Source organism: Pseudomonas sp. S2_C11, assembly GCF_054668395.1.
Window position 1 is genome coordinate 1,804,845 of sequence record NZ_CP162765.1, and the last position, 19,603, is coordinate 1,824,447.

At 61.7% G+C, this 19,603-nt stretch carries 21 protein-coding genes; 9 read left to right on the plus strand and 12 right to left on the minus strand.

Annotation, left to right across the window (positions count from 1 at the left end; translation table 11 throughout):
• Window positions 1–168: 168 nt before the first annotated feature.
• Window positions 169–717 carry a cupin domain-containing protein gene (locus AB4N48_RS08335; protein ID WP_011333561.1) on the plus strand — a complete coding sequence of 183 codons (549 nt, stop codon included), beginning with the start codon at window positions 169–171 and terminating at the stop codon, window positions 715–717.
• 142 nt (window positions 718–859) lie between these two features.
• Window positions 860–1,144 (plus strand): hypothetical protein, encoded by a 285-nt coding sequence (locus tag AB4N48_RS08340; RefSeq protein WP_217849279.1) that lies wholly within the window; start codon window positions 860–862, stop codon window positions 1,142–1,144.
• 70 nt (window positions 1,145–1,214) lie between these two features.
• On the opposite strand, the gene AB4N48_RS08345 is transcribed toward AB4N48_RS08340, so the two are convergent.
• Window positions 1,215–1,646, minus strand: coding sequence for a hypothetical protein (locus AB4N48_RS08345; protein WP_150635000.1), 432 nt, complete (start codon window positions 1,644–1,646; stop codon window positions 1,215–1,217).
• Window positions 1,647–1,804: 158 nt separating this feature from the next.
• Between AB4N48_RS08345 and AB4N48_RS08350 the strand changes: the two genes are divergently transcribed.
• Window positions 1,805–2,227 carry an HD domain-containing protein gene (locus AB4N48_RS08350; RefSeq protein WP_071172831.1) on the plus strand — a complete coding sequence of 141 codons (423 nt, stop codon included), beginning with the start codon at window positions 1,805–1,807 and terminating at the stop codon, window positions 2,225–2,227.
• Window positions 2,228–2,392: 165 nt separating this feature from the next.
• Window positions 2,393–3,412, plus strand: coding sequence for an AbrB family transcriptional regulator (locus tag AB4N48_RS08355; protein WP_423663227.1), 1,020 nt, complete (start codon window positions 2,393–2,395; stop codon window positions 3,410–3,412).
• 133 nt (window positions 3,413–3,545) lie between these two features.
• Here AB4N48_RS08355 and AB4N48_RS08360 read toward each other — a convergent pair whose 3' ends face one another.
• Window positions 3,546–3,710: a hypothetical protein gene (locus AB4N48_RS08360; RefSeq protein WP_460095142.1), complete on the minus strand. Its 165-nt coding sequence runs from the start codon at window positions 3,708–3,710 to the stop codon at window positions 3,546–3,548.
• Window positions 3,711–3,793: 83 nt separating this feature from the next.
• On the opposite strand from AB4N48_RS08360, the gene AB4N48_RS08365 reads away from it, so the two are divergent.
• Window positions 3,794–4,579: a DeoR/GlpR family DNA-binding transcription regulator gene (locus tag AB4N48_RS08365; protein ID WP_460095143.1), complete on the plus strand. Its 786-nt coding sequence runs from the start codon at window positions 3,794–3,796 to the stop codon at window positions 4,577–4,579.
• 112 nt (window positions 4,580–4,691) lie between these two features.
• Here AB4N48_RS08365 and AB4N48_RS08370 read toward each other — a convergent pair whose 3' ends face one another.
• The 5 genes from AB4N48_RS08370 to AB4N48_RS08390 all read right to left on the minus strand — a co-directional run bounded on the left by AB4N48_RS08370 (window position 4,692) and on the right by AB4N48_RS08390 (window position 10,956).
• Window positions 4,692–5,975: an NAD(P)/FAD-dependent oxidoreductase gene (locus AB4N48_RS08370; RefSeq protein WP_460095144.1), complete on the minus strand. Its 1,284-nt coding sequence runs from the start codon at window positions 5,973–5,975 to the stop codon at window positions 4,692–4,694.
• Between the two features lie 147 nt (window positions 5,976–6,122).
• Window positions 6,123–7,487: a glutamine synthetase family protein gene (locus AB4N48_RS08375; protein ID WP_460095145.1), complete on the minus strand. Its 1,365-nt coding sequence runs from the start codon at window positions 7,485–7,487 to the stop codon at window positions 6,123–6,125.
• Window positions 7,488–8,061: 574 nt separating this feature from the next.
• Window positions 8,062–8,961: a bestrophin family protein gene (locus AB4N48_RS08380; RefSeq protein WP_375122342.1), complete on the minus strand. Its 900-nt coding sequence runs from the start codon at window positions 8,959–8,961 to the stop codon at window positions 8,062–8,064.
• A 25-nt stretch (window positions 8,962–8,986) separates the two neighbouring features.
• Window positions 8,987–9,985 carry a GTP 3',8-cyclase MoaA gene (gene moaA, locus AB4N48_RS08385; RefSeq protein WP_041480911.1) on the minus strand — a complete coding sequence of 333 codons (999 nt, stop codon included), beginning with the start codon at window positions 9,983–9,985 and terminating at the stop codon, window positions 8,987–8,989.
• Between the two features lie 119 nt (window positions 9,986–10,104).
• Window positions 10,105–10,956 carry a CAP domain-containing protein gene (locus tag AB4N48_RS08390; RefSeq protein ID WP_095181988.1) on the minus strand — a complete coding sequence of 284 codons (852 nt, stop codon included), beginning with the start codon at window positions 10,954–10,956 and terminating at the stop codon, window positions 10,105–10,107.
• A 198-nt stretch (window positions 10,957–11,154) separates the two neighbouring features.
• On the opposite strand from AB4N48_RS08390, the gene AB4N48_RS08395 reads away from it, so the two are divergent.
• Complete coding sequence (locus AB4N48_RS08395) at window positions 11,155–11,775, plus strand: cell wall hydrolase (RefSeq protein ID WP_460095146.1); 621 nt, start codon at window positions 11,155–11,157, stop codon at window positions 11,773–11,775.
• On the opposite strand, the gene AB4N48_RS08400 is transcribed toward AB4N48_RS08395, so the two are convergent.
• Window positions 11,772–12,485: a murein L,D-transpeptidase catalytic domain family protein gene (locus AB4N48_RS08400; RefSeq protein WP_460095147.1), complete on the minus strand. Its 714-nt coding sequence runs from the start codon at window positions 12,483–12,485 to the stop codon at window positions 11,772–11,774. The genes AB4N48_RS08395 and AB4N48_RS08400 overlap by 4 nt on opposite strands.
• Window positions 12,486–12,637: 152 nt before the next feature.
• Between AB4N48_RS08400 and AB4N48_RS08405 the strand changes: the two genes are divergently transcribed.
• Entirely contained in the window at window positions 12,638–14,254 is a 1,617-nt protein-coding gene (locus AB4N48_RS08405; protein WP_460095148.1) for a L,D-transpeptidase family protein, read from the plus strand.
• 150 nt (window positions 14,255–14,404) lie between these two features.
• On the opposite strand, the gene AB4N48_RS08410 is transcribed toward AB4N48_RS08405, so the two are convergent.
• From AB4N48_RS08410 to AB4N48_RS08425, 4 genes are all read right to left on the minus strand, one after another.
• A complete protein-coding gene (locus tag AB4N48_RS08410) occupies window positions 14,405–15,247 on the minus strand; it encodes an NAD-dependent protein deacetylase (protein WP_460095150.1) in 843 nt (280 codons plus the stop codon).
• A gap of 54 nt (window positions 15,248–15,301) precedes the next feature.
• A complete protein-coding gene (locus AB4N48_RS08415) occupies window positions 15,302–16,348 on the minus strand; it encodes a class I SAM-dependent methyltransferase (RefSeq protein ID WP_460095151.1) in 1,047 nt (348 codons plus the stop codon).
• Window positions 16,349–16,498: 150 nt separating this feature from the next.
• Window positions 16,499–17,809, minus strand: coding sequence for an ATP-binding protein (locus AB4N48_RS08420; protein ID WP_071172820.1), 1,311 nt, complete (start codon window positions 17,807–17,809; stop codon window positions 16,499–16,501).
• Entirely contained in the window at window positions 17,806–18,546 is a 741-nt protein-coding gene (locus AB4N48_RS08425; RefSeq protein ID WP_024013314.1) for a response regulator, read from the minus strand. Before AB4N48_RS08425 ends, AB4N48_RS08420 begins: the two co-directional genes overlap by 4 nt.
• Before the next feature lie 298 nt (window positions 18,547–18,844).
• On the opposite strand from AB4N48_RS08425, the gene AB4N48_RS08430 reads away from it, so the two are divergent.
• Window positions 18,845–19,108: a DUF2790 domain-containing protein gene (locus tag AB4N48_RS08430; protein WP_016775158.1), complete on the plus strand. Its 264-nt coding sequence runs from the start codon at window positions 18,845–18,847 to the stop codon at window positions 19,106–19,108.
• A gap of 33 nt (window positions 19,109–19,141) precedes the next feature.
• Window positions 19,142–19,522: a hypothetical protein gene (locus tag AB4N48_RS08435; protein ID WP_460095152.1), complete on the plus strand. Its 381-nt coding sequence runs from the start codon at window positions 19,142–19,144 to the stop codon at window positions 19,520–19,522.
• The last annotated feature ends 81 nt before the right edge of the window (window positions 19,523–19,603 follow it).

Below are 19,603 nucleotides of genomic sequence, written 5' to 3' on the forward strand. Positions count from 1 at the left end.
CAGGACTTTTGCCGCACCATCCATCGAACCTGCTGAGCAACACCGGCAAACGTGATTTAATAGCCGCCTTTCACGGTTCCGGGACACGGGAGCAACGTGATCCGCGCGACCTGCGCGTCACCCGCCACCCACCCCCATTACCCTTAAGTACCTCAACATAAGGCTGTCATGGATACGGGTTCTCGACTCAAACTAGTACGCGAAAGCTACAAACTCTCCCAGCGCGAACTCGCCCGGCGTAGCGGCGTGACCAACGCGACCATCTCGCTGATCGAACAGAACCGCGTCAGCCCCTCCGTCAGCTCGCTGAAAAAGCTGCTCGAAGGCATACCGATGTCCCTGGCCGACTTCTTCACCTTCGACCAGCCCCCGCGCGAACACCAATACGTGTTCCGCGCCAACGAACAACCCGACCTCGGCCGCCACGGCCTGCGTCTGCTGCTCATCGGCGCCTCCGTCCCTAGCCGGCAGATGCGCCTGCTCCGCGAACAATATGCCCCCGGCGCCAGCTCCGGCGAAGAACCGATCGTGCATGCCGAAGGCGAAGAGTGCGGACTGGTCACGCGCGGCACGGTAGAACTGACCGTGGACGGGCAGGTGAGTGTGTTGAGTGCGGGGGATGGTTATTACTTTCCGACGACGTTGCCGCATAAATTCCGCAATATCGGCGCGGATGAGGCGGAGATTATCAGTGCGAATACGCCGGCGAATTTCTGATCGGATAACGCATATTGTTTGTTGACCCGGCATCTTTTAGGGGGTGTCGGGTTGTTTGTTCCTGCCATTCGTCACCCCTTCCGCATTTTCCCCGCGCACGCGCTTCCAATGCATAACTCACCCCCGCAGAGGAACCGCCGACATGCATAAATCCAGTCTCGCAGCATTCACCTTGGCCACGCTGTTATCCGCCACTTCGCTCTATGCAACAGCCGCCAGCGATACCCCGGCACCCACCGCTAACGACGGCAATAGCCAAACCAATCCGAGTGCGCCGGAAGACATTCATTCCAATGGCGCCACCGTGCCCAAAGGCACGCAGGGCAACACCACCAACAATGACGGCTCTACACCTTCGGGTTCCAAGCCCAGTGGTTCGAAGCAATCGAACGACAGCGGCACGAGCAGCGGTGCAGGTGAAGGTTGAAGCTGTTTGCAGATGCAGCAAGCCCGGCATCAAGCCGGGCTCTCTGTCAGGCAATCCTCGATAACCGAGACTATTTAGCCTTCCAGTTCCCGCCACTGTTTTCGCAATCAATCTTCGCCTGCGCCAAGTGCTCACCGTTGTAGTAATACGTGGTGACTTTGGCGTTGTCGGGCATGTTCAGCGGTTTGGCGCTTTTGTCTTTGCTGGTCGAGTGCGGGTTGGCCAGGGACTCCTGGGTGAGGCGGGCGGTGCAGGTGGCCTGGTAGTGGTCGTCGCAGCGATCGACTTTTTTCTTGGTGGCGTTGAGGGTGTCCTTGGTTTCGTTGCTGCAGGACCAGTTGATGGAGTCCACGGGCATGCCGTCGTATTCGTAACAGCTGTGGGTTTCCACCGCCGGCACCGAGGCGCTGGAGGAGCGGGTCTGCACGTCGCAGCCTTCGGCCATGACGCAGGTGGGGATGATGGCGAACGTGGCGATCAGGAGCAGCAGTCGGGTTTTCATCGGCAATTCCTCTCCAATGGCGCCGCGTCTGATCGGTGATTTGGCGCTTGTCTGGTTTCGAGGCGGCGAGGGCGGGCAAGGTTCAATCGGTTTGCGCTGCGCCATCTTCGCGTACACTGCGCAACAATCAGAAACATTCAGCGCAGGATTCGATTCCCATGGCCCAAACCCTCGAACGCGCTATCGCCATTGCCGCCACGGCCCACACCGGGCAAGTCGACAAGGGCGGCGCGCCGTACATTTTGCATCCGCTGAAAGTCATGTTGCGCATGCACACGCTGGAGGAGCGCATCGTCGCCGTGCTGCACGATGTGGTCGAGGATTGCGGGGTGAGTCTGGATGATTTGCGCGGGGAAGGTTTCAGCGAAGAGGTGCTGGCGGCGATTGCAGCGGTGACCAAAGTGCCGGGCGAGTCCTACGAGGATTTTGTCGACCGCGCTGCGCAAAACCCGATCGGTCGGGTGGTGAAGCTGGCGGATCTGGAAGAGAACAGCGATATCTCGCGGATCGCCTCGCCGAGTTGGGAGGATCTGGAGCGGATCGAGAAATATCGGCGGGCGATTGCACGCCTTCGCGCTTAGGAATGCAAATCCCCCTGTAGGAGCTGCCGAAGGCTGCGATCTGATCGTTCCCACGCTCTGCGTGGGAATGCAGCCGGGGACGCACTGCGTCCCAAAAGATCGCAGCCTTCGGCAGCTCCTACCAAGGAATGGTGGTGTCTCACAAAATAGCCAGGAAGGCGAACTATGAAATCCATTGTGTGCTTGTTGATTGCGGCCGGTTTCGGCGCGTTGTTGCAGTTTGAAGGCGTACCCCACGGCTTGCTGCTGGGCTCGATTGTCGTTACCGCGTTGTTTGCCAGTAAAACCGGCATCGCCCCGGCAACTCCTTATGGACTGGGCTACATCCAGGTCACGCTGGGCATCGCCACCGGGCTGATGTTCGAAGCATGGGACAGCGAAACGGCGACGACGATGTTGCCCAGCCTTGGCGTATTGCTGATCTGCCTGACCGTACAAATTGCACTCGCCGGCTGGTGGCTGACACGCGGTGCCGGATGGAATCGCACCGATGCACTGCTGGCGGTGTATCCCGGCGCATTGGCCGCAGTGTTCGATTTGCTCGAGTCGGAAAAGGCTTCGAGCAAAGTCATCATCGTGCATCTGATGCGGCTGCTGTTGATCACCGTACTGGTGAGTTTGCTCATTCCCGGGCAAGCAGCGGTGGCTGAAGTCGCCAGCGATCCGTTGACCACAGGCATGGCGCTGACCGCGTTCTCTGTCATCGCGCTGAGCGTATTGCTCGGACGCTTGCTGTTGCTGGTCGGCGTCCCGGCGCCGTTCATGCTTACCGCGATCATCATCACCGCTGTATTTGTGAAGTCGGGATGGCTGCACGGCTTTCACATGCCGGAGTGGAGCCTGAACCTGGCCGCACTGATTCTCGGCGTGCGCATCGGCTCACGTTTTCAGGGACTCGGCATCGCAGAACTGGCGCGGCATGGGCGCACCGCTCTGGTTTCGGTCGGCTTGATGATCATCGTTGCAGCGGCGTTTGCCGAGGTGGCTGCGCGCTGGCTGGGCAGTGATCCGCTGGCGCTGTGGCTGGCGTACATGCCGGGCGCGATCGAGACGATTGCGATTGTCGCGTTTGGCGGCGGGCTGAACGTGGTGTTTATCCTGACGCATCACTTGAGCCGGATGGTGTTGCTGCATTTTGCTCCGGCGTTGTTGGTGCAGGTCAGGCGGGTGCGCCAGGAAACTTGAAGCAAGCCAGTGCTGCCTGGCGATTGCGGCGTGTCATTCAGATCCATCCCCCTCAGCCCAGCCCTTTCCCCCAGGGCGGCTGCGGCGCATAAGCGGCTTCGTGAGCAATTGCTGGGCTCGGTTTGACGCGCTGTCAGGCGTGGCCCAAGGCAATCGCGAACGACACGACAATCATGCAGGCGAAGGCGAAATTGAGATTCATGGGCTGTTCATCCTCAGCTTTTAAGAGTGGGGCCATTGTGAACAGGCGCAGCGCAAAGAAAAAATTCGCCTTGTTGATTCCAATGATCGAAAGCATTGATAGCCGTTGCGTTTGTATTTGCCTGAGACTTTCGCTAGTGTCGCTTAAACCTGCAACTACAAGCACAAACAGGCATAACCATGCACGACCATTCCATCGCTGAACTTCCGTCCCTGCGTCGGCAGAAAATCCTTTTGCTTCTCGAACGTGACGGCAAGGTCATGGCTTCCGAGCTGAGCCAGCATTTCGCAGTCTCCGAAGACACCATCCGCCGCGACCTTGCCGAACTGGACAGCGCCGGGCTGGTGCAGCGCGTGCATGGCGGGGCGTTGCCGCGACCGAAGGACTCGGGCAAGGATTACTTCACGCGTCTGGATGAGACCGACGAGGTCAAGGTGCGCCTGGCGCAATTGGCGGCGCAGCACATCGAGGATGGGCAGATTGTGCTGTTCGATTCCGGCTCGACCACCTTGCAGGTGGCGCGCGCGTTACCGTCCGATATCCGCATCACCGCCGTGACCGCTTCCCCACTGACGGCGATTGCCTTGTCCGAATACAAGTGCGTGAAAGTGATTCTGGCGGGCGGTGAATTGAATCCGCATTCGATGTCGGCCAGTGGTCAGGAAGCGCTGCGACTGCTGGCGGGAATCAAGGCGGATCTGGCAATTACCGGGGTGTGTGCGATTCATCCCGAGGTCGGGATTACCTCGCTGCATTTCGATGAAGTGCCGATCAAACAGGCGATGCTAGACAGTGCAGCGCGGGTGATTGCAGTGACTACGGCAGACAAGCTGGGTGCGGTGGAGCCGTTTGTGGTCGCGCCGTGCACGCGCCTGCATAGGTTGATTACCGAGCGGCATCCCGGGTCGGGGAATGTCGAGGATTATCGGCGGTTGGGGATTGTGGTGGAGCAGTTGCCGGATTGAATTTTGTGTGGGGTTTGAGGGCCTCTTCGCGAGCAGGCTCGCTCCCACAGGGTGTTGTGTCGTGCACAAATCCAATGTGGGAGCGAGCCTGCTCGCGATAGGGCCAGTGAATTCAGCGCAACCGCTCAAGCATCTGGTAATACCACATCCCCGCCGCCAGCAACGGATTGCCCAGCAGGTCGCCCATTGGCACGCGGATGTGCTGGCACGCGGCGAAGGTGTCGAATTGCTCCATTTGCCCGGTGATCGCGCGGCTCATGATCTCGCCCATGATGTGCGTGGTGGCGATGCCATGTCCCGAGTAGCCCTGGCAATACCAGACGTTGTCCGAGAGCTTGCCCAGTTGCGGGATGCGGTTGATGACGATGCCCATCGCGCAGCTCCACTGGTAATCGATCGCCACACCTTTTAGCGCCGGGAACGTGCGTTCGATACACGGGCGCAGTTCCGCAGTGATGTCGCGCGAATCCTTGCCGCTGTAGTTGGCGCCGCCGCCGAACAGCAAACGGCCGTCGGCGGTCAGCCGGTAGTAATCGAGGACGAAGCGGCAGTCGTACACGGCGAGGTCTTCGCGGTTGATCTGTTGCGCCAGATCGCCGAGCGGCGCGGTGGTGACGATGCCGCCCATGGCCGGAAAAATCTTGCCCTTGAGCTGACCCGGTTCGAGTTTGTGGTAGACGTCGCCGGCGAGCATCACCTGATTGGCGTCGATCTGGCCGTGGGCGGTGCGCACGCCAGGGTTGTCGCCGTGAATGATCTCCAGCACTTCACTGTTCTCGAAGATCAGCGCACCGAGGCTTTCGGCCGCCCGCGCTTCGCCGATGCACAGGTTGAGCGGGTGCAGGTGCATGTTGCGGGTGTTCTTGATTGCGCCGTGGTAGAGCTCGCTTTGCAGCAGGTCGCGAACCTGGCTGCGGTCGAGCAGGCTCACCTCATCGCCCAGACCTCGGCGCACGGCTTCGTCGTAATCCTTGCGCAGATCGACCATGTGGCTTGGCTTGTATGCCGCGTGCAAATGGCCGTGTTTGAGGTCGCACTGGATCGCATATTTCTCGACGCGCTCGCGGATGATTTCATGCCCGCGCCAGCGTAGATGCCAGATGAAATCGTCCACGTCATCGCCCAGTTTCGCGCGCATCTGTTTGCGCATCGCACCGTCGCCGGACAGGCTGCCGGTGACTTGCCCGCCATTGCGCCCGGTGGCGCCCCAGCCGATCTTGTGGCTTTCGACGATGGCGACTTTCCGGCCTTTTTCCGCCAGCTCGACGGCAGTGGCGACGCCAGTGAAACCGCCGCCGATGATCACCACATCGACCTTGTGCCGGCCTTGCACGGTCGGGTAGTCGGTGTCCTGGTTGAGTGTGGCGGTGTAGTAGGAATTGCAGCGAATGGTCATGTCAGGGTCCACAAAAAATTCAGGTTCGAAGTGCATTCCCTGTGGGAGCGAGCCTGCTCGCGAAAGCGGTGTGTCAGTCACCCAAAATGTTGAATGTGATGACGCCTTCGCGAGCAGGCTCGCTCCCACAGGTTCGGTGTCGGATCGTTAAGCCTCGGTCAGGTACCACCGCCAATCCTGCTCACCCACTTCAGCCATGAACTGCCGATACTCGGCACGCTTCACCGCCAGATACACACCAAGAAATTCCTGCCCCAATGCCTCTCGTGCCCACGTGGAATTTTCCAGCGCCTGCAACGACGTCAGCCAGTCGGTCGGCAGCAGTTCTTTCGCCTGGGCATAACCATTGCCCTCGACCGGTGCCCCCGGATCCAGCTCTTCACGAATGCCGCGATGAATGCCGGCGAGGATCGCCGCCGCTGCCAGATACGGGTTGGCGTCGGCGCCGCAGATGCGGTGTTCGATGTGTCGCGTAGGGGCCGGGCCGCCGGGTACGCGCAGGCTGACCGTGCGGTTGTCGACGCCCCAGGTCGGCGCCAGTGGCGCGTAGCTGTTGGCCTGGAAACGTCGGTAGGAGTTGGCGTTGGGGCAAAACAGCAGCAGCGAGTCGAGCAGAGACGCGAGCATGCCGCCAATCGCCGTGCGCAACAGCGGTGTGCCGGCCGGGTCTTGCGAGGCGAACAGATTACGGCCGTCGGCATCGGCGAGGCTGACGTGCATGTGCATGCCGGTGCCGGCCAGATCATCGAACGGCTTGGCCATGAACGTCGCCTGCATGCCGTGCCTGTGCGTCACGCCTTTGACCAGACGTTTGTAGCGCACCGCCTGATCCATCGCCTCCAGCGCATCGCCGTGTTCGAGGGTGATTTCCACTTGCCCCGGGGCGTACTCGGAGATCGCTGTGCGCGCCGGAATGCCGTGCAGTTTGCACGCGCTGTAGAGGTCGGCGAGGAACGGCTCGATCTGTTCCAGCTCGCGCAAACCGTAGACTTGCGTGTGTCGCGGTCGCCCGCCGTCGGCGTCCAGCGCCGGTTGCGGGCGGCCGTTGTGGTCGCGTTTGGCATCGAGCAGATAGAACTCCAGCTCGCACGCCATGATCGGGTGATAGCCCTCGGCCTTGAGCCCGTCGATGACTTTGATCAGCAGGTGCCGAGGGTCAGCGATGCTCGCCGGCAGGCCCTCGCTCGGGTGCATGCTGACCTGCACGGCGGCGGTCGGAATCTGTCGCCACGGCAAGCGCACCAGACTGCCTTGCAGCGGATAGGCGCGGCAGTCGATGTCGCCCACATCCCAGACCAGTCCGGAGTTCTCGACGTCCTCGCCTTGTACGGTCAGGCCAAGGATGGTGCTCGGCAGCGGTCGACCGCTTTCGTATACGGCGAGCAGTTCTTCGCGGTGCAACAGCTTGCCCCGCGGCACGCCGTTGGCGTCGAGGATGAACAATTCGATCATGTCGATATCGGGGTTCTGTTCGAGGAACAGGCGTGCGTCTTCGATGGCTGCGAATTTCATGGCAAATCACTCACGATGGCGCCGCACAGGCGCGCAGATTCGGCCGGACACGACGCGACAAAAAGGCGTAAGTGTCCCGGCAGGGATATCAGGAAAATCGGGAAATTGACTGTCGCGGTTTCAGCTCACGCGATCAGGCAGGAATGGCGATATCCGGCGGGCGTGCGGAGTGACGCAGCTTGGAGCGGCGCAGGGCCATGGGCAGATTGACGATGCGGTTCATACGCGGCCCCTGTTGCAGTGGGCGCGTACAGCAGAGACGTGCAACCTTTGAGGTTGTTGTGGTGACGTACTCATAACGCGTGTTTCCGTTGGCGGAAAGCGTCGGCGGCAGGGCAGGCCCGGCGACCGGTGTGCCCGGATAGTAAGGGGGAATTCGCGCGCGTGTAAACGGAAGATTCGTCGGTGGCGCTTTCCGGCGTTTGGGCTGATTGACCGAGTTGCCTTTTTCGCGAGCAGGCTCGCTCCCACAGGAGAATGCATTTCAACTGTGGGAGCGAGCCTGCTCGCGAATGGCCGCATCTCGGTCCCGAGCGGACGCGCCGGGCCATCTCGTTGTTTGCCGCTGAGCCATTCAGCGCAGCACGTAGTCGTCCGGCTCCGGCGCGGGGGGCAATGGCGAGACGCCCAGTTCGTACAGCACATCGCGCTCCAGGGTGCGCACCAGTGCATCGGTCGGCAGATCGTTTTCATCGCGCCCGAACGGGTCTTCGAGTTCATCGGCAATCGCGTCGAAGCCGAAGAAGGTGTAGCTGACAATTGCCGTGAACAGCGGCGTCAACCAACCCAGCGATTGCGCCATGGCGAACGGCAGCAGCAGGCAGAACAGGTAGATGGTGCGGTGCAGCAGCAGGGTGTAAGGGAAGGGCAGTGGTGTGTTCTTGATCCGGTCGCACACCGCTTGGGCCTGGCTCAGACAGGTCAGGTGATTGGCCAGCAATTGATAACGCCATGGCGACAGCACACCGGCCCTTTCCAGCTCGGAACACTGGCGCCCGAGCTGATGAAGGATCTGTCCGCAGTGATCCGGCGCCGCCCCATCGATCGGTGGGCTGACCCAGTCGGTGCTGGCCTGCTCCTCGCTGTCTCCACGCAGCCGTGCATTCAACGCGTGGGCGAAACCGCACAGGTTGCGCAACAGTTGTCCACGCAGGCGGGTGTCATCGAGGCCTTGGGTTTCGCGCATCACCGCGCGCACCCGCAACAGCACCTCGCCCCAGGCCTTGCGCCCCTCGTACCAACGGTCGTAACAAGCGTTGTTGCGAAAGCTCAGGAAAATCGACAGCGACAGGCCGAGCAGGGTGAACGGCGTCGAATTGATCTGGGCGAAGTAGCTCGGCACCAGAAGTTCGATCAGCACAATCGCCGCCGCCAGCAGTGTCAGCATCAAGGTGCGCACGGCGATGCGTTTGGCGATCGAGCCTCTAAGGGTGAACAGCACGGCGAACTGATTGGGTCTCGGTCTGACGATCATCTCGCGGTCCCGGTTGCGCGGCGAATCAGCCGCCGGTCATGTTCATGAAACGCACCACTTGCACGTCGTCGTTGACTTCGAAATTGTGTCGATACGGCTTGAGTTTCATCGCCTCGATGATCGCGTTTTCCAGGCGTTCCGGGTGGCCGGGATGGGCGCGCAACACCGCTTTGAGGTCCATCGAATGCTCGTTGCCCAGACACAGCAGCAAGCGACCTTCGACGGTCAGACGCACGCGGTTGCAGGTGCCGCAGAAGTTGTGGCTGTGCGGCGAAATGAAGCCCAGGCGAATGTTCGGCGCCTCGGCCACGCGCCAGTAGCGCGACGGCCCTTGCGTCGATTCGGTCGAGTCGATCAGGGTGAAGCGTTCGGCGATGCGTTCGCGCACTTGCGCGCTGGAGTAGAAGGATTCGGCGCGGCTGTGTTCGGCGATCGCGCCCAGCGGCATCTCTTCGATGAAGGAAATGTCCAGATCACGCTCGATGGCGAAACTGACCAGATCGTTGATCTCGTGATCGTTGCGGCCCTGCATCACCACGCAATTGAGCTTGGTGCGAGTGAACCCGGCGGCACGGGCGGCATCGATGCCGTCGATGACCTGCGCCAGATCGCCAGTGCGGGTCAGCTCTTTGAAGCGCTGCGGATCGAGGCTGTCGAGGCTGATGTTGAGGCGCTTGACCCCGGCGTCGAAGAGCGGCCTGGCCAGTCGGCCCAATTGCGAGCCGTTGGTGGTCAGGCACAGCTCGCGCAGGCCGGGCAGGGCGGCGATCTGTTCGCAGAGTTGCACAACGCCGGGGCGGATCAGCGGCTCGCCACCCGTGAGGCGGATCTTGCGCGTGCCGAGGGCGACGAAGCTTTGCGCCACCTGGAACAGCTCTTCGAGGGTGAGGATCTGCTGGCGCGGCAGGAACTGCATGTCCTCGGCCATGCAATAGACGCAGCGAAAATCGCAGCGGTCGGTCACCGACAGACGCAGATAATCCACGCGGCGGTTGTGACCATCGATCAATTCACGCTGTGTCATGGGCTCGCCTCGTGGATGTGGAGCGCCGTCAGCGGGCGCAGATCGCGCAGGGTAGGCTGCGTTCGCCACGCCGTCCAATCACTCTGGCTGACCGAGTGATTGACGGCGTCGATGATGCCTTACGGTGCGCCAAACATTGCCGTCCAGTAAATGCCGGCGTTGCTTTTCGGATCGGTCGCGTAAGCGGCGCCCAGTTCCTGATATTGCGGATTCATCAGATTGGCGCAATGGCCTGGGCTGGCGAGCCAGCCGTCAACGACCTTGCCGACGGTGTCTTGCCCGGCGGCGATGTTTTCACCGACCAGTTGTCCGCTGTAACCGGACAGTTCGGCGCGGTCGCCCGGCGTGCGGCCGTCGCGGTCCTTGTGGTCGAGGTAATTGTTGTTGGCCATGTCGCGGCTGTGATCCTGAGCGACAGTGCCCAGCGTGGCATTCCACGCCAGCGGTGCTGCCGCCGCGAAGGACTGGCCGCCGCACTGGCGCGCCTGGCTGCGCGCGGTATTGAGTTGCGCCAGCAGCTTTTGCCCTTCGCTTTGTGCATCGCCGAGTTTCGCCGTCAGCAACGGCCGCGCGAGGACGATGCGCCAGTCGCGGTCAACGCGGTTGACACCGATATCGACAAACTGCGGATCGAGCACCACCTGACAGAAGCTTTCCTGAATCGCCTTCATTGCTGACGCCGCATCGCGCGGGCCGTTGAGGGTGATCGCCTGCACGTTGACCATCGGGTAGTGGGCGCTGGTCATGGCCTGCTGCAGATCAACCGCGCCGCTGGCCGGCAGGCGCAGCCGTGGATCGGCCGACAGCGGTGGCAACTCGTTTGACGCCTGCGTGCCGCAACGCTGGGGCTGGCTGCGATAGCTGTTGATCGACTCGATCAATTGCAGTTCATCGGCGGCCAGCGCCGAGGTGGCGAACACCACGCCCAGCGACAATGCGGCATAACGCAAAACGGACGGCATGAAGCGCATGGAAATCTCCCTTGAGCTGAATGCGCCCATGATGCGCGAAAGGCCCCCGGTGAGTGAATGTGTTTTTCTTTGCGGCGGATTTTTTTCTGCGCTGGTGTGCCCGCGCATTTGCTCGCTACACTCTGCGAAGACCTCGCAAACCGGGCGTCTCACCGACGTAACATCTTGCCCCGGGCGGGCGCTGACGGAAGAATCGACATGGGATCGAAAGGCTTGGCGGGCGGTTTGTTGTGGATCTTTTTGACCGGCGCGGCATGGGCCGGGGCGCAGGCGCCGATCGAGGCCAAGGCCGAACAGAAAGCCGAGGTGCTGGAGGAGAAAGCGGCGGATAAAGTCAGCGCTGTCCCGGCGCCGAAATCCGAGGCCATCACCCCGACCGAAGCGCAGGCGGTAGACCCTGCCGGTGCCGCGCCGCTGGACGATCCGCTGACCTGTCTGGCGCGCAGTATTTACTGGGAAGCCAAGGGCAAGGACACCCCGGAAATGGAAGCCGTCGCCAGCGTGGTGATGAATCGCCTCGGCCATGACGGCTTTCCCGACACGGTATGCGCGGTGGTCAAGCAAGGATCGGAAAGCGGCAATTGCCAGTTTTCCTGGTGGTGCGACGGCAGGCCCGATCAGGTCAAGGAAGACGCCGAATACGCGCTGGCCAAGGAAATTGCCGGCAAGGCGTTGAACCGTCAGCTCAAGGACCGCACGCGCGGTGCCCTGTATTTTCATGATCGCGGCGTGCACCCGAGCTGGGCCAAGGCCTATCGCAACACGGCGCAGACCGGCAGGTTCCTGTTCTACAAACCCGCCGGAGGCGACGCGCGTTAACTGGCGTGGGTGTTGAGAATGCTCGCCACCTGCTGCGGCTGGCAGTTCAGATACGGTGACTTCTGCAACCAGCGTTGATCCGGATACCAGGAAAACATGAACTGGCCGTTCTTCAGGCGATCGATCACCTGTTTGGCGATCTGCGGCCGCACGGCGGGGCAACCCTGACTGCGGCCGATACGCCCCTGACGCTTGCTCCACAGCGGGTTCACGTAACTGGCAGCATGAATCACGATCGCGCGATCACGGGCCAGATCATTGAAACCGGGCTCCAGACCGTCCATGCGCAGCGAGTAGCCGTGAGTACCTTCGTAGCTTTCCTGAGTGCGGAACAGGCCGAGGCTGGACTGATAACTGCCTTCGCGATTGGAAAACTGCGTGGCGAAGTTTTCCCCGGAGTTGGAACCGTGGGCAACCAGATCACGCAGCACCAGCTTCTTTTTGCTCAGATCGAAGATCCACAGACGGCGTTCGGTGGACGGTTGCGAATAATCGATGATCGCCAGATGCCGCGAGGGTTTCGCGCCGTTGTTGACCGCGCATTGCATGGCGTTCAATGCACTTTTGAGCGCTTGGGGATTGAGTTCCGGCGCGGCGTGGGCGAGGCTGTTGTAGAGAACCGGCGATGGCTTGCCGGCGGCAAATACTGGGCTGGTCACGGCGACAAGGGTCGCGGTGCTCAACAGAAGTCGGCGCAAAAACGTCAACATTTTATAAAGTGTCCTCAACTTGCTACATAAACGGCACTTTGGCTCCTGACTCCCAGTCAATACCCGCAGGCTCGCGGTTCGAGCCTGACTGTTCAGCGCACCTGATGTAAGGTTGACCGTCATCTGGACGGCCATGGATTGGAGTAAAGCAGTTGTTCAAAAAGTACGCATGCTACTTGAGCATTTGTTTGCTCGCTGCGCCGTTTGTCGCTTGCGCCGATGAGCCGCTGCCCCCGCTCGAAACCCTGCCGACGCCTGAAACGCAATTGCCGGTCGAGCCGCGCAGCCCGTTGCAGGCAGTTTTGATCAGCCTGGCGCAGTCGTGCCCGGCCATCGCTCCGCGTCTCAATGGCCCGTCGTTGAGCCAGTTGCAGGCGTTTTATGAACAGCAGGACTGGATGCCGGTGTGGGCGAGTGAGTCGGCACGCTTGCCGGCATTGCGCGCGCAATTGCAGCTGTTGGCCGATGATGGGTTGAATCCGAATCGCTACGCCGTGGCCACTACGCCGCCGCAGGACGGCGAGTTGTGCGCCGACATCGACATCAGCCGCAACTACTTGCAGGCCTTGCAGGATCTGCATTACGGCCGTCTGTTGCAGTCGCATTTCGAACCGCTGTGGCGTGTCGACGGCTCGCCGACCGATCGTCAGGCGCAATTGCTCAGCATTGCCGTGCCGGGCATGAACGATATCGCTGCGGCGTTCAACCTGGCGCGTCCGCATCTGCCGCAATATCAGAGCCTGCGTCAGCTGTATGCCGCGCAACGCTTGCAAGCCTTGCCGCAATGGCAGCCGGTCGGCAGCGGCCCGTTGCTGCGCCCGGCGATGGAAGACCCGCGCGTGCCGGAACTGGCCCGACGCTTGTACAGCGAAGGTTATCTGGCACACGCACTGGTGACACCGGACAACGCCTACGATGACGTGCTGGTGGAGGCAGTGAAGCACTTTCAGGCCAGCCATTCGTTGCAGGCTGACGGCGTGGTCGGGCCGGGCACCATTGCCGAGCTGAACATCAGTCCGCTGACCCGCCGCGATCAGCTGCGCGTCAATCTCGAACGTTTCCGCTGGATGGCCCAGGACATGGAGCCCAGTGGTCTGGTGGTCAATGTCGCGGCCGCTGAGCTGACGCTGTATCAGGGCGGTCAACCGGTGTGGCAGACCCGCACCCAGGTCGGCCGCGCCGAGCGCCAGACTCCACTGCTCAAATCCCGCGTCACCCGCCTGACGCTGAACCCGACCTGGACGGTGCCGCCGACCATCTGGAAGGAAGACAAGCTGCCGGAAATCCGCAAGGATCAGACCTTCCTCAGCCGCCAGAATCTGCAAGTGCTCGACGCCAATGGTCAGCCTCTGGCAGCGGCGGATATCGATTGGGACAACCCCGGCAACATCCTCCTGCGCCAGGACGCCGGCCCGCGCAATCCGCTGGGGCAAATGGTCATCCGTTTCCCCAACCCGTTCTCGGTGTACCTGCACGACACGCCGAGCAAGGCGCTGTTCGACAAAGGCCCACGGGCGTTCAGCTCCGGTTGCGTGCGCGTCGAGCACCCGCTGCAACTGCGCGATCTGCTGCTGTCCCCGGCAGAAAAAGCCCGCACCGATACTTTGCTGGCGACCGGCACCACCCATGAATTTCGCCTGTCGGCGCCGGTGCCGATCCTGATGACCTACTGGACGGCGCAAGTCGACAGCAGCGGCCATGTGCGTTATGCGCCGGACATCTACAGCCACGACAGCGCATTGCTGGCGGGGCTGGATCGGGCGCATTGAGTCCGGCACCAGCACGGCAGTCAAAGATCTGAGTTCGATGAGTGATTTCAGGTCGACGAATCCCGTACAAACACCTCGGTCAGTCCCCTCTCCCTCGGGAGAGGGCTAGGGTGAGGGGCCGATTTCAAGTCGAACCCATTACTCAAAATCTCACCGCCTCAGCTCCTCCACCAACCACGGCAAAAGCTCCTCACACGACCCTTCAATCTTCAAATCGAGCAAATCATCCGCCCGGGTCTTGCCCAGATTGATCGCCATCAACGGCTTGCCACGCTCGGCAATCACCCGACACAAGCGAAACGCCGAATACGCCATCAACGACGATCCCACCACCAGCAACCCCGCCGCATTCTCGGCAGCGGCCAAGGCCCGCGCGGCCGTCGGTTGCGCCACGTTCTCGCCGAAAAACACCACATCCGGTTTCATCCGCTCACCCGCGCAATGCGGGCACTGCGGTACCTGAAAGCGCGCTTCAAATGCCGGGTCGAGCAAGGTATCGCCATCCGGCGCCTGCACCGCATCAACACCACTCAGGTAGGGATTCTGTGCCTCCATCTGCTGCTGGATCGCATCGCGCTCGCTGCGTTGCCCGCAATCCAGGCAAAGCACCCGATGCAGACTGCCATGCAGCTCGATCACATCCTGGGTGCCGGCCTGATCGTGCAAGGTATCGACATTCTGCGTGATCAAATCGCTGATCCGGCCGCGCTGTTGCAACGCTGCCAGCGCCTCATGCGCGGCATTCGGTCGGGCCTTTCCCACGCGCGGCCAGCCGAGCATGGCTCGGGCCCAATAGCGCCGGCGTGATTCTGGGGCGGCGAGAAACTCCTGATACATCATCGGCTGCCGCCCACGACGCACGCCGTCACTGTCGCGATAGTCCGGAATGCCCGATGGCGTGCTGATGCCGGCGCCGGTCAATATCAGGAATTTATCGTCGGCCATGGCCTGCAACAGCGTATCGAGATGTTCGCGGATCGGGCTATCGAGCATGCTCAGCACTCCAGAATGGGCAGTGCCCGCAGGTTAGCATGCGATCCGCTCGGGTTACTTGCGCGCCTCCAGTATCAGGTTGAACGGTGTCTGCGTGGCGCGGCGGAACTGTTTGAACCCGGCCTCGACAAAGACTTTGCGCAGGCGCATTTCCCCGGCCTGCGCACCGAGCCCGAGGCCGACTTCCTGTGACAGCGAATTGGGCGTGCAGATAAACGTCGAGGCGGCGTAGAACAGGCGCCCGACCGCGTTGAGATTGTCGTCCAGTTTGTCGTTGGCGAACGGTTCGACCAGCAACACCGTGCCGTCGTCTTTCAGCGACTCATGAGCGTGGCGAGCGGCGCCGACCGGGTCGCCCATGTCGTGCAGGCAGTCGAAAAAGCAGATCAGGTCGTAGTCGCCGCCGGGATAGTTTTTCGCCGTGCCCTCGAAGAATCTGGCGCGGTTGCCCACGCCGCCTTCTTCGGCCCGTTGCGTGGCGACGGTGACTGACGGCTCGTGGAAGTCGAAGCCGACAAACTGCGATTTTGGAAACGCCTGGGCCATGATCACCGTCGAGGCGCCGTGGCCGCAGCCGATGTCGGCAACTTTGGCGCCGCGTTCCAGCTTCGCCACCACGCCGTCCAGAGCCGGAAGCCATTCGGCAATCAGGTGACCTTTGTAGCCGGGGCGGAAGAAGCGTTCGGTGCCGCTGAACATGCACGGATGGTGATCGCCCCACGACAAGGCGCCATTGCCGCGCATGGCCTTGACCAGTTTGTCCTTGTCATGGAAAAACGACGCCACCACGCCGAGACCGCCAGCGACGTACACGGGGGATTCCTCCACGGCCAGCGCCAAGGCCTGCTCTTCGGGCAAGCGAAACTGACCGTCAGAGTGTTCCATGTAACCGGACGCGGCATGGGCGCTGAGCCATTCGCGTACCAGGCGCGGATTGCAGGTGGTTTTTGCTGCGAGGGCTTCGGGGCTGATCGGTTGGCTGTCGGCCATTGCCCGGTACAGACCGAGTTCTTCGCCGACAATGACATTGGCCAGCATCGCCGCGCCGCCCATGTCGTTGACCAGTTTGCCCATGAATTCGTTGAGCTTCGCCTCATTCATCACGTGTGCTCCTGAAACAGGATCACCGTCCGGCGGCGTTGAATGTCGAGGCAGGCGCCACCGGGCGGTGGTCACGGATTGGGGCAGGGCACAGCAGACGTCCTGCGGCCCCCTCGACTGGGTAATGAATGAGTCTAGTCGGTGTTTTTCTCAGCGTGGCAGCGGCAACTTCAGTTCAGCGCACAACCCGCCACCTTCACGATTGCTCAACAGCAGCGAGCCACCGAGCGCCAACGCCAATTGCTGGGCGATCGCCAATCCGAGCCCGGTGCCGCCGGTGTCACGATTGCGCGAGTTTTCCACGCGATAGAACGGTTCCAGCACCTGCGCCAACTCGGCCTCGGCGATGCCCGGGCCGCGATCGAGGACTTTCACCGACAGGCTGTTGCCCTGCGCTTCGACCTGCAATTGCGCGGCGCCGGCGAATTTCAGGGCGTTGTCGGTCAGGTTCACCAGCACCCGGCGCAGGGCCTGCGGACGGGTTTCGATTACCGCTTTGCTTTTGCCGCCGAGCTGTACGTCCTTGCCCATGTCCTGGTAGTCGAAGACCAGGCTGTCGAGGAACGAGTCAAGATCGGTACGCCGGCTCTCTTCGGTGGCCCCGTGCACGCTGCGGGCGTACGCCACGCCTTCGCGCACCAGATGTTCGATCTCCCCAAGATCGCTGCTCAGTTTGTCCTTCTCGACCGAGTCGTCCATGAACTCCGCGCGCAACTTCATCCGGGTGATCGGCGTTTGCAGGTCGTGGGAAATCGCCGCGAGCAGTTGCATGCGTTCTTTCAGGTAGGCGGCGATGCGCGTTTGCATGGCGTTGAACGCCCGCGCGGCGTGGACCACTTCGGTCGGCCCTTGCTCGTCGAGTTTGATCGGATGGGCGTTGGGGTCGAGGGTTTCCACCGCATTGGCGAGGCGGGTGAGGGGGCGAATGGCGATGCGCACGGCGAGCCAGGTGCAGAGGATCAGCAATGCCAGTTGGCCCAGCAGCACTACCGGCAACCATGGTGACAGCGGCACCATCGCCGGACGGATATCGATGGTCACCGGGCTGCCGTCGCTCAGCCGCAAGTGGCCCTGGAAATGTTGTCTCGGACCACCGGGAACTTCGGTAAACACGATGGGATAAGTGTCGCCGATGGCCGCCGTAATTGAGGCAATCGCGACGGACTTTTCAGCCGAGGTCACCGGCATGCCCGGTTCGCCCTCGTTGAGCAGGTAGCCGTAATTGCGCCGGGCCAGACGCGGCAGCCAGGCCTCGCGTTCTGCGGCGGGCAGGCGATCGAGGATGGCCATCGACGTCGAGACGTCGGTTTCGAGGTTGCCGAGCATGGTGCTTTTCGCGCTCTGGTAACGCTCGTAATACTGCGCGCCGAACGACAGGCCCTGCGCCAGGATCAGCCCGATCAGGAAAATCAGCGACAGGCGCGAGGCGAGAGTGCGCGGCCATTGCAGCTTGAGTTTCATGCCGAAGCCCCAAGCAGTTCGACCGGCAGCGAGAACACATAACCTTCACTGCGCACGGTCTTGATATAAGCCGGCTCGCGAGCATCGTCCAGCAGGCGTTGACGCAGGCGACTGACCAGCAGATCGATGGAGCGGTCGAACAGATCGGCCTCGCGGCCCTGGGTCAGATTGAGCAGTTGATCGCGGCTGAGCACCCGTTGCGGGTGGTCGAGGAACACCCGCAGCAAGCGGTATTCGGCACCGCTGAGGGCAACCATGGTGCCGTCGCTGTCGAGCAGGTGCCGGGCCGAGGTGTCCAGCTGCCAGCGACCGAAGGCCAGCAGGCGACCGGCTTCGGTGACCACCAGGTTCGGCGGCAACATGCGGGTACGGCGCAACACAGCGTTGATCCGCGCCAGCAGTTCGCGGGCGGCGAAGGGTTTGCTCAGGTAATCGTCGGCGCCCATTTCCAGACCGATGATGCGGTCGGTCTCATCGTTGCGCGCGGTGAGCATCAGCACCGGCGTGGCCTTGTGTTTGCCCACGCGCAATTCACGGCACAACTGCAGGCCATCGTCGCCGGGCATCATGATGTCGAGCACGATCAGGTCGACGGTGTTGGCATCAAGGAAGCTGCGCATCTGTCGGCCATCGGCGACCACTGTCGTGCGCAGGCCGTTCTTCTTCAGGTAGTTGCCTACCAGTTCACGGATCTCGCGGTCGTCGTCGACGATGAGAATGTGATCGACATGTTCCATCGGTTCAAGCCTCTGTCAAAGGGGGGAATGCCGTGCAGTCTATAGCGCCGCTGACCGCACGCCTGCCTGCCTTTGTATTGCAGTGTATCTGTCGCGACGGCGGATACACACCGACGCAAAATCACGATTTTTTCGGGGTTTTGTATCGCTCTGTATCTACACACTGCATGGATACACAACGAGTGATTCTCGTCCTTTCCTGACACAGACGCGATACCTCGAAGGCCTCAAATAGGCTCCATCGAGGCACACACAGATCGCCTCGGCTCAAACCCACTGAAGCCTTGAGGACTACACCATGAACAACAAATCCGTATTCGCCGCCTGCCTGTTCGCCGCTCTGAACATCTGCACCCTGTCGGCCCACGCCGAAGCTGACGTCAGCCGGCAAACCTACACCTACGGCACCCATCTGGATATCCAGAAAGTGCTGTCGATGACTGAAGACACTTCCGTGACCTGCGGCATCACCGAGGCGCGCATGACCTACCTCGATTCCGCCGGCAAAACCCGCGAGCTGGATTACAGCAAATTCGCTGACGGCTGCAACAACCAGAACTGAGTCATCCCTACTTTTTCTGCAAGGAGTTTTGCCATGAACAACGTCTCGCGCTTTCTGACCGCAGCAGCCTTCGCCTTCACCGGTGCCGCCGCCCACGCCAACAGTGCCTTGGAGCAGAGCAGCTGCGCCAGCAGCACCTGCTTCCAGCTGACCACGGTCGCGAAGGAGGGCAGCGATGCACTGATCGCCGCTGATGGTTCCAGCCGCACGCCGCAGGGGCAGATGGTTGCCGCTGACGGATCGAGCCGCACACCGCAGGGCCAGATGGTTGCTGCTGACGGATCGAGCCGCACACCGCAGGGCCAGACGGTTGCCGCTGATGGTTCCAGCCGCACACCGCAAGGCCAACTGGTCGCGGAAAACGGTGCCAGTCGCACGCCTCAAGGGCAGCTGCTGGACGGCCAGACCGCATGAGCCACGGCGTAGATAAAGCAGGCTAGCGAGGGACGTTTCCCTCGCTGCCCGGTTGCGTGCCCAGCCCCCACATTCAAGGTG